Here is a 14,557-nt window from a genome sequence, read left to right as displayed (position 1 = left end):
ATAAACTCTTGGTTTTACAAGAGTTTAATTAATTTTTAAAATTTGAAATACCTGTTTTTAACCAATTAAGGTATTCGTTTGCATCTGGAGTATATGCAACTGGAGTTATTAGGTTTTCTTCTTTATGATCCATTAAAACATAATACGGTTGAGTATTAGATTTGTACTTTATAGTTTGAAATTCACTCCATTTCTGTCCTATATATTTTAGCTTTTTGCCTTCTCTAAGTTTGGAGTCTATTACCTCGTTGTCTTCAAGTGGCCTTTTATCATCCACATAAAGAGAAATTAAAACAACATCATTTTTTAGAGCACTTAAAATTTCTGGTTTCGGCCATACATTTTGTTCCATTTTTCTACAATTTACACAAGCCCAACCTGTAAAATCAATCATTACTGGTTTGTTTACTTTTTTGGCATAAGCTAAACCTAAATCGTAATCGTTAAATGCTAAAATATCGTGTGGAGCTAATAAATGAGCTCCTTCTGGCAAGTCTCTATGATTAGAGCCTACAACGCCTCCACCTGTTTTAGAGTACCCAACACCGTATGGAGACTCACTATAATCTAAAGGTGGCGGAAAGGCACTTATTAAATTTAATGGTGCTCCCCAAAGACCAGGAATCATATATATTGTAAAAGATAATACTACTAATCCTAGACTTAATCTACCAACAGAAATGTGTGTTAATGGAGAATCGTGTGGCAATTGAATTTTACCAAAAAGATAAAGTGCCAATGTTCCAAAAATAGCAATCCAAATTGCTATAAATACTTCTCGTTCTAACAGGTGCATTTGTAAAACTAAATCTGCTTGCGATAAAAATTTAAATGCTAATGCAAGTTCTAAAAATCCTAATACAACTTTTACTGTATTTAACCATCCTCCAGATTTTGGTAAAGAATTTAACCAACCTGGAAATGCTGCAAATAAAGCAAAAGGTAATGCTATTGCTAAAGAAAAACCAAGCATACCAATAATTGGAGCTAAACCTCCTTTTGAAGCAGCTTCTACCAATAGTGTACCTACAATTGGTCCTGTACAAGAAAAAGATACAATTGCTAAGGCCAAAGCCATAAAGAAAATACCAATCATGCCGCCTCTATTGGCTTGAGAATCTACTTTATTTGCCCAAGAGTTAGGCAACATAATCTCAAAAGCTCCTAAAAATGAAAACGCAAATACTACTAATAGAATAAAGAAAATAATATTAAACCAAACATTTGTAGCTAATGCATTTAAAGCATCTGCACCAAAAATTCCTGTTACTGCACTACCTAAAAGTACATAAATTACGATTATGCACAACCCATAAATAATAGCGTTTTTAATACCTGCTGCTTTAGATTTACTTTGTTTGGTAAAGAAGCTTACCGTCATAGGTATCATTGGGAAAACACATGGTGTTAACAGCGCAGCAAAGCCTGATAAAAAGGCTATAAAAAAGATACTCCATAAACCTTTATTACCTCCATTTGTTGAAGTAGTTTCTATAGGTGATGCTTCTTTTGGTGTTGCATTTGCTAAACTTGTTTCTAAATCGAAAAACGCTGGAGCTAGACATTTTTCGTCATCGCAAGCTTGATAATAAACTTCTGCTTTTATTGATTTAATGTCTAAATTTAATACTTTAATTCTTTGTGTAAACGTAGCTTCACCAGAAAAGTATTTTACATCCATATCGAAAGCTTTTTCAAACTTCTTAATACTTTTAGATTCTTTTACTTCTCCTATTAACTTGTAGTCTTTATTATCGTTTTTAAATTCAAATTCTGTAGGTATTGGACCCATTGGATCCTTATTATTTTGAGAATATATATGCCAATTATTATCTAAAACTGCTGTGTAAACAATCTCAAACTCATTATTCCCTAAAGAATAAGCAGTCGATGTCCATTTTACTGGATCTAAAATTTTACTTTCTTGTTTTTTATTTTCTTTAAGCTTAAATTCTACAACTTTACTTTCAAAAATACATTTTGCATCATCGCAGGCTTGATAACTAATTTCTGCTTCTATACTAGTTAAATCTTGATTTAAAACTTTTATTTTTTGAGTAAATGTAGCTTGATTGTCAAAAAATGTTAAATCCATTTCAAAGACTTTATCAAACTTTGTAATACTTTTACTCTCTGTTGTTTTACCTAACAATTCAAAATCTTTTGATAATTGATTTTCATTGTAAATAAACTCTGTTGGTATTGCTCCTCCTTCTGGTAAATTTTGAGAATACAAATGCCAATGATCATCAATTTTTGCTTCGTAAATTAAATTATATTCGTTTTCTGATAGTTTTTCAACTTTACCATTCCATTTTACAGGCTCTAATAATTGAGCAAACATGGTTTGCATTGAAAATATTACGAATAAAAAAGCTAAGATTTTCTTCATTTTTTAAATGATATTTTTAATATTTTTTTAGTGTTTTCGGTTACTTTAAAACGCTCATCTGCACGATAATTTATAACCCAAACAACTTTATTTGCATTACACAATAGAAAACATTTTTCTTTATCTAACAAAGATAGTTTTTCATCTTTAAAGTATTTACTTAATTTCTTTTTTCCATTACCTCCTAATGGATAAAAGTAGTCACCATCTTGCCACTTTCGTACAGTAAGCGGATAAGTTAGTGTTTCTTCATCTACAAATATTTCATTATTAAACGCTTTTTTAACTTCTTTTACTTTATCAAAAAATAAAATACCGTTTTGTAATGTAATATCCTTAACGTCTTGTGTAATTGTAAATATTTTATCGTCTTGTTGAACAGGTAATGCTGTTAAAATTATTTGTGTTCTGTCTTTTATTAACCTATGTGTTTCAGAAAAAATCTGTTTCCCACTTTGTGCAGATAATAAAGTTTCAATATCATTAAAAGCTGTAAATCCATATGGTTTAAAGATTTCTACTAAGTAAGCTTTTTTGTTTTTTAGTTTACTAAGTTCTGAAATTTCGTAAACAACCTCTCCATTCTCTGCGCTACTTATGGCTTGTTTTAAAACGGAATTAACACTACTTTCTATAATACTTGAAGCATCTTTTAAATGCTCTAAAGTATTATCGAAATTTTGAAGCAATTTAGGATTTGTTTCCTTTAATTTTGGAATAATTTCGTGTCGTAATTTGTTTCTTAAATATTTGGTTGAAGCATTACTACTATCTTCTCTCCATTTAATATTTTCTTGTTTTGCAAAATTCTCTATACGCTCTCTTGAAAACTTTAACAGTGGTCTTACAATGTTTCCATTAGTTTCTGGAATACCTGTTAAACCAGACAAACCTGTTCCTCTTGTTAAATTTATAAGAAAGGTTTCTAAATTATCATCGGCATGATGCGCTGTTAAAATATAATCGAAATTTAAACGCTCTGTCAAGTCTTGAAACCAATTATAGCGCAAAGTTCTTGCTGCCATTTGTATGGACAAGTTATTTTCTTGAGCGTAGCTTGTTGTGTTAAAATGTTGAGTAAAAACCTCTAAATTTAATGTTTGCGCTAAATTTAAAACAAAGGCTTCATCTTCATTACTTTCTAAATCTCGAAGGTTAAAATTACAATGTGCTAAAGAGATGTTTAAATTTTCTGCCTTACATAAATGTGTAAGCACAACACTATCTAATCCTCCAGAAATGGCGATTAATACTTTTTTTTCTTTTAGAAAACTGAAATGATTGTTTAAATATTTTTGAAAGTGTTTTTGCACACCGTAAATGTACGTTTTTTGAATAATTTTTAAAACGAATTGTGATGGTTTTAAGACTCGTGAGATTTAACCTTTTTTAAATCTTATTTTTAATTTTCTAAAACCTCACGCATGGCTTTTGCTTTAATTAAACATTCTTCATATTCGCTTAACGGAGTGCTTTTTGCTGTAATAGCTCCACCAACGGAATACGATACATATTGCTTTGTTTCGTTATACAAAATACTTCTTATAACAACATTAAAATCGAAATCTCCTTGAGGTGAAATATAACCTACACTTCCAGAATATAAGCCACGTTTGGTTTCCTCTAATTCTTCAATAATTTTCATAGCTGAAATTTTTGGTGCACCAGTCATGCTTCCCATAGGAAAAGTTGTTTTAATAATATCTATCGGGTTTGTACTGTCTTTAACCTGCGATACCACTGTAGAAATCATTTGATGTACTTGATCGAAACTGTATATTTTACACAACTCTTCTACTTTTACACTACCTCTAGTTGCTGTTTGAGAAAGATCGTTTCTAACCAAATCTACAATCATAATATTTTCGCTTCTTTCCTTTTCGTTATTTAGCAAATTTTCTTTTAAAATGGCATCTAATTTATAATCTTTATCGCGTTTGGCAGTACCTTTTATAGGTTGAGAAATAACTTTACAACCTTCTTTTTTAATGTACCGTTCTGGAGAAGCAGATAGTAAATAATTATCTCTAACTTTTAAAAATGTAGAAAATGGAGCATTTGAAATTTTATTAAGCTTATTGTAAGTTTCTAAAGGTTCTATTTTAAAGTCTTCTGCATAAAATTCTTGACAAAAATTAGCTTCATAAATATCGCCTCTGTGGATGTGAGATAATACTTGTGTTACCTTATTAAAATACTCGTCCTTATGGATTTTTAATTTTATTTTAATAGAGTTCTCACTATCATTTAATATATTCTCATACTTTGTTTCCTGAAAATTTATTGCCTTAAAATCATCTTCCAACTCATCATCTACAGCCTTTAAATAATGAATTTCAACTGTGCTTCCTTTAATAAAAAACACTTTTTTAGGTTGAAAAAAAAACAAATCTGGGAATGCTAAACCATCGTCATTATTTGAGTGCAAAGCCTCAATATCATTTTTTAAATCATAAGTTAAGTAACCAAATATCCAATCGTTAGTTGTGGTATAATATTCTTTTAATTTATCGAAAGCATTATAATAATCTGTTTGTATAGCAGTAAAAGCATCTACCGCCAAAACAGCATCGTAATTAGAGTACTTTTGGTTATGGTTATTAGAGTCTAACCAAACTACATCGTCGTATTGTTGCGCCCAAGACAATAGATTTTGCTTGAATGCCTCAGGATGAGTTAGTTTATGTTTTTGTATTGTTCTCAATCTAAAAAATGTTTTGTAAAGTTAAGCAGAATTGACAAAAAAACGATTAATTTAGTAATGAGATTATACAAAAATTATGTTCGAATTATCTAATAGTATTTTAAAAATTAAGGTAAAACCTAAAGGTGCAGAACTTTGCGAAATAGCTGCTGTAAAAAATAATAATGAATTTATGTGGAATGCAAACCCAGATGTTTGGGGTAGTTATGCACCAAATTTATTTCCAATTATTGGAGCTCTAAAAAACGATAGTTATTTGTATGATAATAAAACATACAGTTTAGAAAAACACGGTTTTGTAAGAAACAATAAAAATATAAAACTTTTAAAACAAACTGAAAACAGCCTTGTTTTTAGCTTAATATATAATGACGATTTATTAAAAGTTTATCCATTTAAATTTGAGTTTATTATAATCTACACTTTAATTGACAATGTTTTAGATATTGAATATTGTATAAAAAACTTAGACAATAACACTATCTATTTTTCGGTTGGAGGACACCCAGCATTTAAATGTCCTTTGTATAAAGATGAAAACTATTCAGACTATAATTTGGTTTTTGAAACCCAAGAAACCTCTAAAACCTATATACTTAATTTACAAAGCGGATTAGTTACCAACAAAACAAAGCCTATTTTTAACACTAAAAATAGTATACAATTAACACCAAATTTATTTAATGAAGATGCTCTAATTTTTAAAGATTTAAAATCTAGAAAAGTAGCGCTGGTAAGCGATTTACATGGCGAAATACTTAATGTAAGTTTTAAAGATTTTAGCTATTTAGGTATTTGGGCAAAACCAAATGCTCCTTATGTATGTATAGAACCTTGGTTAGGCATAGCAGATTCTGAAAACACAACACAAATTCTAGAAGAAAAAGAAGGCATTATTAAATTACCTGAAAATGAAACTTTTACTGCAAATTATAGCATACAAATACATGAGCATCATTTAGGGTAAACAAAATATAAATGGTAATTTTGCCACTTAAATTATACATTTTGACTTTTAGAGATTTAAACTTAAATACACCATTATATAATGCGCTTGACGATTTAGGCTTTTCAACGCCAACTCCTATTCAAGCCGAAGCTTTTAACGTTGTTGCCAGCGGTAAAGATATGGTTGGAATTGCACAAACAGGAACTGGTAAAACGTTTGCCTATATGCTTCCTGTACTTAAAAATTTACCATTTTCTAAGCAAGATAATCCTAGAGTTTTAGTTTTAGTTCCAACGCGAGAACTTGTAGTACAAGTAGTAGATGAAATTGAAAAATTAACAAAATACATTAATACTCGAGTTTTAGGTGTTTATGGAGGTACTAATATTAATACACAAAAGCAAGCTATTGCTCAAGGTATTGATATTTTAGTAGCAACTCCTGGACGTTTATACGATTTAGCTTTAAGCCATGTATTACAATTAAAATCTATACAAAAGTTAATTATTGATGAAGTCGATGTTATGCTGGACTTAGGGTTTAGACATCAACTCATTAATATTTTCGATTTATTACCAGAACGTCGTCAAAACATTATGTTTTCTGCGACTATGACTAATGATGTAGACGATTTAATTAAAGATTTCTTTAAATCTCCGCAAAAAGTATCTATTGCAACTTCTGGAACTCCTTTAGAAAACATAAAGCAAACACGCTATAAAGTTCCTAATTTTTATACAAAATTAAATTTATTAAAGCATTTACTTCAAGACGAAGAAACTTATAATAAAGTTTTAATTTTTGTTGCTTACAAAAAAATGGCCGATCGCCTTTTTGAGGCTTTAGCAGAAGATTATAACGATGAGCTTTGTGTAATCCACTCTAATAAAACACAAAACTATAGACTACGAAGTATCGAGCAGTTTCGCGAAGGTATTAATAGAATATTAGTAGCTACAGATGTTATGGCACGTGGTTTAGATATAGACAATGTATCTCATGTTATTAACTTTGATACACCAGATTTTCCTGAAAATTATATGCACAGAATTGGTAGAACTGGTCGTGCAGAACGTGAAGGACACTCTCATGTTTTTACTACAGATAAAGATAACCACGCCATTGAAGATATTGAATCTTTAATGCAAATGACTATAGATATTGAAGAGTTACCTGCTCAAGTAGAAATTTCTACAGAGTTAATTGAGGAAGAAAGACCACAAATTAAAGAACGTAACAACCCGCATAAACGCAAAAAAGATGAAGATGCTCCAGGACCAGCTTTTCATGAAAAATCTGAAAAAAATTCTAAAGAAAATTTAGGCGGTTCTTATAAATTTAAAATTGCAGCTAAATACAAAAAGCCAAAAACACGCGGTGATAAAAATTATAACAAGCGTAACAAAAGAAAATAATTTACATTAAAATTGTTAAAAATTTAAATAATTATTTTTTGTAGAGCATTCTAATTCAATTTGTTTCGAGATAAAATATTATCTTTAGTATTTCGTTAATATTAAAACGCTGTAAAAACTAATTAATGTCTGCTTCAATTTTTAATTTATTACCCAACTTAAAACCTTTTCATCATGAAACACATTATGATGATTTATTTTTAAATCAAAATTGGGTTTTGGTAAATGGTATATCTAAAAAGAAAGCTATTTATGTTTTTAAAGATGAAAATACCCTACAAATTTCAGAAAGTAAAACAACTACAGAAACATCTTGGTGTATTGAAGCAAAAAACACATTCTCTATAGTAACTGAAGACGGAGAAACCTCTGTAAAAGCTTATTTTAAAGATGATGACGTTTTGGTTTTAACTAAAATTAAAACAGATGATTATGCCATTTTTATTAATGAAAGTAGTTATTCTGAATCCTTAAACTCATTAGAAGATGTCCAACAATTTCTTCATAATAAATATAAAAATAAGGCTACTAGTTTAATTTACGATCATGAATTTTATTACATCGAAAAATCTAAAGAGTTTGGACCGTTTACAGTTGAAGAATTAACAAAAAAAGTAAAAGAAGAAAGTATTAGTCCATATTGTTTTGTAAGAGACTTAAACGAACACGATTACAGTAACAGACTTAGAATAAGAGATTTAATAAAAGAATTATAAGTTATATCTTAATAAAAACACTTAAACTCCAGTTATTTTTAAATTTATAGCTTGCAATTATATGTTGTGTGATACTAATCTCTGTCCACAATTTCGTCTTTAGACATATATTCTAAAACAATTTTTCTCATTTTTAAAGCGTCATTTCTATTCATTTTAAAATCATTACGCTTTAAATTATGATTTCTGGATAACCAATTTTTAAAATTTATGTACGCACTTTTTCTTTTATTTTGATAAGCTGTGTAGCCTTTATTACGTTCACTAATTATCTTTAAAATTTTTCCTTTGGAAAGTATAAACGTTTTTTTGCTTTTATATGGTAGTTTTCCTAATAGTTTATCTAAATCTGAATAATAAGTAGAGTTTACAACTATTTTATTTTTAGTATCACTAATAATTTCTATTTCTTCATAATCTTGCATTACAGAACTCCATGAGTAATAATTAGAGTACTCTTTTTTATTTTTATAGACTTGTAATGTATTCCAATACTCTGCAAAATTTTTATGCAATGCATCTAGTGTTGCTATAGAGTCTTTTTTATTAAAATTCTCTATAAAATCTTTAACAATTTTTGTGTTATTATTTTGAGAATTAGAAAAAGATAAAAATAGGCAAAAGACAAAGGTTAAGTAGGTGATTTTCATTTGTTAATAGTTTAAGTTTGGGATATTAAAAATACACAAAACTCGTTTAAAAACAAATAAAAACGATAAAACGATTGTTTTTTTAACATTTTAAAATAAAAAAACGAGTTCAAATTGAACTCGTTTTTTTTAAATATATAAGTTATTCTTAGCTTAATATAGCATATTATACGTGCAAAGCACGATCTTCAGTAGCAGCTAAAGCGGCTTCTTTTACTGCTTCTGCAAATGTTGGATGTGCATGAGACATACGTGAAATATCTTCGGCACTTGCTCTAAATTCCATAGCAACAACGGCTTCTGCAATTAAGTCTGCACAACGTGCACCAATCATATGTACACCAAGAACTTCGTCTGTTTTTTCATCTGCAAGGATTTTTACAAATCCATCAATATCTCCACTTGCTCTAGCTCTTCCTAATGCTCTAAAAGGAAATTGGCCAACTTTATAAGCTACTTTTTCTTCTTTTAATTCTTCTTCAGTTTTACCAACTGCCGCTACTTCTGGCCATGTGTATACAACACCTGGAATTAAGTTATAGTCGATATGTGGTTTCTGTCCTGCTAATGTTTCGGCTACAAAAACTCCTTCTTCTTCAGCTTTATGAGCTAACATTGCTCCTTTTATAACATCTCCAATAGCATAGATATTACTTGCAGAAGTTTGTAAATGTTCATTTACTTCTACTTGTCCTCTATCGTTAATTTTTACTCCTGCTGCTTCTGCGTTTAAACCATCGGTATAAGGGCGACGTCCTACAGAAACTAAACAATAGTCTCCTTTAATTTCTACATCTGCTCCTTTTTTGTCTTTTGCTTTAATAATTACCTCGTCTCCATTACGCTCTACAGCTTCTACTTTGTGAGATAATAACATTTTACATTTGGCTTTCTTAAAAACTTTATTTAATTCTTTAGACAAGCCAGCATCCATTGTAGGTATAATTCTGTCCATATATTCTACAACAGTAACTTCTGAACCTAATCTACGGTATACTTGACCTAGCTCTAAACCTATTACACCACCACCAATAATAACTAAATGTTTTGGTATTTCTTTAAGTTTTAAAGCTTCGGTAGAAGTAATTACACGTTCTTTATCTATAGTTATAAATGGTAAATTAGAAGGTTTAGATCCTGTTGCTATGATGCTATATTTAGCTTCTATTTCTGTACTCTCTTCTCCTTCTATTTTAATATGTGTAGCATCTTTAAAACTACCAACACCTGTAAAAACATCGATGTTGTTTTTTTTCATTAAAAAATCTATTCCTCCAGTAGTTTGGTCTACAACTGCTTGTTTACGACCAATCATTTTTTCAAGATTTACTTTAATATCGCCAGGAATTTCTATACCATGCTCCTCGAAATGTTTTGTTGCTTCTTCGTAATGATGCGAAGAGCTTAATAATGCTTTACTTGGAATACAACCAACATTTAAGCAAGTACCTCCTAAGGTAGAATATTTTTCAATTATTGCTGTTTTCATGCCTAGTTGTGCACAACGAATAGCTGCTACATATCCTCCAGGTCCTGAGCCTATTATGGCTACATCATATTTACTCATAAAAAGATTTTATTTTATTAATAAGATTCCTATATAAATAAGGAACGACATTATAATTACAAAAATACAATTTTGTAAGATTATCTACTAAAGAGTTTAACCTAATTTTTGAATAAATAGGCCATAGAAAATTGAAAAACCCTATTCTGATTACTATAACTTACAAAACCTTGTTCCTTATTTAAATTAGACAAGCCGAAATAATACCTAAATCCAATAATAAATCTAGAATCTGTTTTAAAACCCATACCAACATTAAGACCAAAATCTGTTTGATTAATATTAGGTATATCATTATCAATGCTACTAGAACCAACAGTTCTTACGGCTCCCACAGAAAAAGCTGCCTGCGGCCCGGTTTCTAAATAAAAATTAGATGCTGGATAAAACTTTAAACTTAAAGGTACAGAGATATAATTTAATACTACGTTTTCCGCACCTATGGATGAAAATAATATTTCTGGAGCTAATTGTAATTTTTCATTAATTTCAATCTCTCCAGTTAAGCCAATGTGAAAACTAAATCGAGAATTAAAGTCTTTAGAAAAATCACCTGATATTGTTGATGAGTTTACTCCTGCCTTTATACCAAAAAAGGATGGTTTATCTATATTTTGTGAGAAACAAATTGTAGTAAAAAGAAATAGAAAGAAAGTGTTTTTTAATGCCATAAATGTATAATAATACAGACAAAAATAAACTAATTAAAAACAAAAAAGCCTAATTTAAAAATACATCTAAACCAGGCTTTAATATAAATAGAATTGATTAATAGCAATGCGAAGTAAATTAAATTTTAAAAAAGCCACAATACTCAATTTGAGTATTTTAAACTTAAATTAAAGTTTTATTTAATTTTAGCATTCCTATTAACTCTCCTGTTGAAGATATTTTAAGTTTTTTCAAAATATTACGTCTATGTGTATCTACGGTATGCGAACTAATATTTAGTAGGTTTGAAATTTCTTTACTTGAGTAATTTAAAACTAATAATCTTATAACATCGCGTTCTCTATTACTTATTCCAGATTGTAATAATTTTTGTGAAAAGTTATTATAATATATGGTTTCGTATTCGTTTTGTTTATTTAAAAGTTTTGCTGTTGCAGTAACTGGCATTTTAATATTATCGGACAAAACAGTGTAATGTGCTAAACCAATAATTGGCTTCATACTAGCATCAAATGCTAAAGGCGTTGTATTTTGTATAATATTTACATAATTGCCTTGTGCGTTTTTTAATCTATAATTCCAAGTGTAATTAGAACTAGCTCTGTCATTTTCAGAAATTTCAGAAAGTGTAAACTCCATTAAATGGTTTAATGCAGCTAACCATACTTCTATATCTTCTGGGTGTATTAAACTCCAAAAATATTTCATGCCCTTAGCTTTTAAATCTTCTGCATCAAAACCTAAACAGGCATTAAAATTTTTGCTTATATATTCAAACTTTAATTCTTGAGTGTTTGTAATGCAGAAATAAGTAGAACTGTAAGGAAGAAATTTATCGAGTTCTATTATTTTTTTAATGTGAGTTTCTAAAGATGGTTTACTGTAAGATTTAAAAATGGATTTATAAATCTCTTTTATATCATGATATTTCATACGTAATTGTAATAGCACGAACAAAATAGTAATTTTAATAGAGCTAAAAAAATTTATAGCGTACTCTAAAGCTTTAACTAGGAAAACCTAACATCTCTCCCATTCCAACGGTAAACAACCAACATCCATAAATAGCATGTTCTATAGATACTAAAAGCGTAGATTTTGTTTTTTTATAAGTAAATGCAAAAAGTAATCCTCCAAAAAATGTAAGTATTATTACCAAGGTGTTTTTAAAAAATAAATGCGCCAATGAAAACAAAATAGCATTAATAAAAATGAATAGTTTTTTATTATGAAATAAACTTTCGTAACGTTGAAAATAAAAGGTTCTATAAATTAACTCCTGCGGATAAACAGAAAAAATAGAGTAAACAAATAACAATATTAACCACATTATAGGCTTATTAATAACAACTTTAAAAAGGTTTTCTTTATCAAAAAAGTAAACAAATGCAATAGTAAGCATAGTTATAACAATTAGCTTAATTATTGTAATTTTGAAAAAGAGTTTCCACTTTAAGTCTTTTGCTATTTTAAATTTATTTTTCTCAATGTTTAAAAGCACATATATTATATAAACAAAGCCTATAATTGCAATAACAGCCTTAATCCAAAAGGAAAAACTTAATGTAAAACTCACAGGAATTACAACAAATATTGTAAAAAATTCTATAAGCTTATATCTAGTTGATTGCAACATTGTTTTAAATAGAAATTGCTGTTGTATGTTTTACTTCATTAATCATAAACATACTATGCGTACTACCTATATGGTTAATATTAGTAAGCTTATTTACCATAAATTCTCTAAAGGCCTCCATATCCTTAACTAAAACTTTAAGCAAATAATCGTAATCACCACTTATATGAAAACACTCTAAAACCTCTTCAAGTTTTGTTACTTCTTTCTCAAACTGAATAACATATTCTTGAGAATGCTGAGTTAATTTTATATGACAAAAAGCTACAAAAGACTTTTCTATAGCTTCTTTTTTTATAAGCGCCACATATTTATCTATTACTCCATTATTTTCAAGCTTTTTAATACGCTCGTAAACTGCTGTTATAGATAAATTTAACTTATTAGAAAGTTCTTTATTTGTTTGTTTACAATCTTCTTGAAGTAATTTAATTAATTTAGAATCTATGGCGTCAAAAGTCATTATCGAAAAATTTTCAGTTTAAGTTATAAATTTAATAATTATAAATTAATAAAAACTAAAAAAATAAACTTATATAGTTTTAAAAACTAAATTTATAAGCATATATTGATTATTAATCTAATTTATTTCAATTTTACATAATAATAATCACATACCCTAACATTATAGTTATAAAATTATGAAATTTAAACCAGCAAACAACATCCAAGACTTACAATATTTTGGTGAATTTGGAGGAGTAAATCCTTCTATTTCAGACTCTTCAACTTACACTTTTCTTTCTGCCAAAACAATGTTTGATACTTTTGAAGGCAATGCAGATGGTTGTTATTTATACTCTCGTCACTCTACTCCTTCTAACTTATATTTAGGCGAAGCGCTTGCAGCTATGGAAGGTACAGAAACAGCAAATGTAACAGCTTCTGGAATGGGAGCAATTACACCTGTAATAATGCAATTATGTGGTGCTGGAGATCATGTTGTTTCAAGCAGAACAATTTATGGCGGAACTTATGCTTTTTTAAAGAACTTTGCACCTCGCTTTAATGTCTCGACATCGTTTGTAGATATTACCAAACTTGATATAGTTGAAGCAGCTATAACAAAAAACACAAAAGTATTGTATTGCGAATCTGTTAGTAATCCTCTGTTAGAAGTTGCAGATATTGCTGGTTTAGCCAAACTTGCAAAAAAATATAATTTAAAATTAGTAGTAGATAACACGTTTTCTCCATTATCTATCTCTCCTGCCAAATTAGGTGCAGATGTTGTAATACACAGTTTAACAAAGTTTATTAATGGATCTAGCGATACTGTTGGCGGTGTTATTTGCGGTACTCAAGAATTTATAAACGATTTAAGAAGTGTAAATGATGGTGCTTGTATGTTATTAGGTTCTACTATGGATAGCCTTCGTGCTGCTTCAGTTTTAAAAAACTTAAGAACATTACACATTAGAATGCAACAACATAGCCATAATGCTACTTTTTTAGCCGAAAAGTTTCAAGATTTAGGTTTAAAGACTGTATATCCTGGCTTAGCATCTCATCCTTCTCATGATATATTTAAATCTATGATGAATGATAAATATGGATTTGGCGGTATGCTAACTATAGATGTTGGCTCATTAGATAAAGCAAATGCCTTAATGGAACTAATGCAAGAAAGAAACTTAGGTTATTTAGCCGTAAGTTTAGGCTTTTACAAAACTTTATTTTCTGCTCCAGGAACATCAACATCTTCTGAAATACCTGAAGAAGAACAAGCCGAAATGGGATTAAGCGACGGTTTAATACGTTTTTCTATAGGATTAGATGCAGATATTGAACGTACATTTAATATGATGAAAACCTGCATGATTGATTTAGAAATACTTAAGCCAGAATTGGTTTAA

Annotated in this window: 13 protein-coding genes; 4 read left to right on the top strand and 9 right to left on the bottom strand. The window is 29.1% G+C overall.

The genetic code is table 11. From position 1 onward, the window contains the following. Positions 1-28 precede the first annotated feature (28 nt). From CLV86_RS00525 to CLV86_RS00515, 3 genes are all read right to left on the bottom strand, one after another. Positions 29-2,392, bottom strand: coding sequence for a protein-disulfide reductase DsbD family protein (locus CLV86_RS00525; protein ID WP_121048355.1), 2,364 nt, complete (start codon positions 2,390-2,392; stop codon positions 29-31). After that, positions 2,389-3,705 (bottom strand): tRNA lysidine(34) synthetase TilS, encoded by a 1,317-nt coding sequence (gene tilS, locus CLV86_RS00520; RefSeq protein WP_121048352.1) that lies wholly within the window; start codon positions 3,703-3,705, stop codon positions 2,389-2,391. Before tilS ends, CLV86_RS00525 begins: the two co-directional genes overlap by 4 nt. An 89-nt stretch (positions 3,706-3,794) precedes the next feature. Beyond that, entirely contained in the window at positions 3,795-5,096 is a 1,302-nt protein-coding gene (locus tag CLV86_RS00515) for an anthranilate synthase component I family protein (protein WP_121048349.1), read from the bottom strand. A 76-nt stretch (positions 5,097-5,172) separates the two neighbouring features. Here CLV86_RS00515 and CLV86_RS00510 point away from each other — a divergent pair, with 76 nt between their 5' ends. From CLV86_RS00510 to CLV86_RS00500, 3 genes are all read left to right on the top strand, one after another. Beyond that, the gene (locus CLV86_RS00510) at positions 5,173-6,063 is read left to right on the top strand and encodes an aldose 1-epimerase family protein (protein WP_121048346.1); all 891 of its coding nucleotides are present in this window, start codon (positions 5,173-5,175) and stop codon (positions 6,061-6,063) included. Between the two features lie 41 nt (positions 6,064-6,104). Beyond that, positions 6,105-7,460 (top strand): DEAD/DEAH box helicase, encoded by a 1,356-nt coding sequence (locus tag CLV86_RS00505; RefSeq protein ID WP_121048343.1) that lies wholly within the window; start codon positions 6,105-6,107, stop codon positions 7,458-7,460. Between the two features lie 125 nt (positions 7,461-7,585). After that, positions 7,586-8,176 carry a hypothetical protein gene (locus CLV86_RS00500; RefSeq protein ID WP_121048340.1) on the top strand — a complete coding sequence of 197 codons (591 nt, stop codon included), beginning with the start codon at positions 7,586-7,588 and terminating at the stop codon, positions 8,174-8,176. 74 nt (positions 8,177-8,250) lie between these two features. Here CLV86_RS00500 and CLV86_RS00495 read toward each other — a convergent pair whose 3' ends face one another. From CLV86_RS00495 to CLV86_RS00470, 6 genes are all read right to left on the bottom strand, one after another. Continuing rightward, positions 8,251-8,826, bottom strand: a complete 576-nt coding sequence (locus CLV86_RS00495) for a hypothetical protein (RefSeq protein WP_121048337.1) — start codon at positions 8,824-8,826, stop codon at positions 8,251-8,253. A gap of 166 nt (positions 8,827-8,992) precedes the next feature. Further along, entirely contained in the window at positions 8,993-10,393 is a 1,401-nt protein-coding gene (gene lpdA, locus CLV86_RS00490) for a dihydrolipoyl dehydrogenase (protein WP_121048334.1), read from the bottom strand. Between the two features lie 101 nt (positions 10,394-10,494). After that, positions 10,495-11,064: a porin family protein gene (locus CLV86_RS00485; protein ID WP_121048331.1), complete on the bottom strand. Its 570-nt coding sequence runs from the start codon at positions 11,062-11,064 to the stop codon at positions 10,495-10,497. Positions 11,065-11,227: 163 nt separating this feature from the next. Further along, positions 11,228-11,998: a LuxR C-terminal-related transcriptional regulator gene (locus tag CLV86_RS00480; protein WP_121048328.1), complete on the bottom strand. Its 771-nt coding sequence runs from the start codon at positions 11,996-11,998 to the stop codon at positions 11,228-11,230. Between the two features lie 73 nt (positions 11,999-12,071). Beyond that, entirely contained in the window at positions 12,072-12,467 is a 396-nt protein-coding gene (locus CLV86_RS14325; protein ID WP_241828200.1) for a CPBP family intramembrane glutamic endopeptidase, read from the bottom strand. 238 nt (positions 12,468-12,705) lie between these two features. Next, entirely contained in the window at positions 12,706-13,164 is a 459-nt protein-coding gene (locus CLV86_RS00470) for an Lrp/AsnC family transcriptional regulator (protein ID WP_076733364.1), read from the bottom strand. Positions 13,165-13,342: 178 nt separating this feature from the next. Here CLV86_RS00470 and CLV86_RS00465 point away from each other — a divergent pair, with 178 nt between their 5' ends. Next, complete coding sequence (locus CLV86_RS00465; RefSeq protein WP_121048325.1) at positions 13,343-14,557, top strand: aminotransferase class I/II-fold pyridoxal phosphate-dependent enzyme; 1,215 nt, start codon at positions 13,343-13,345, stop codon at positions 14,555-14,557.

The sequence above is a fragment of the Lacinutrix venerupis genome, assembly GCF_003663945.1.
Classification (GTDB): domain Bacteria; phylum Bacteroidota; class Bacteroidia; order Flavobacteriales; family Flavobacteriaceae; genus Lacinutrix; species Lacinutrix venerupis.
Note: the sequence above shows the minus strand (reverse complement) of the source record. Positions and strands in the feature narration are given on the sequence as shown.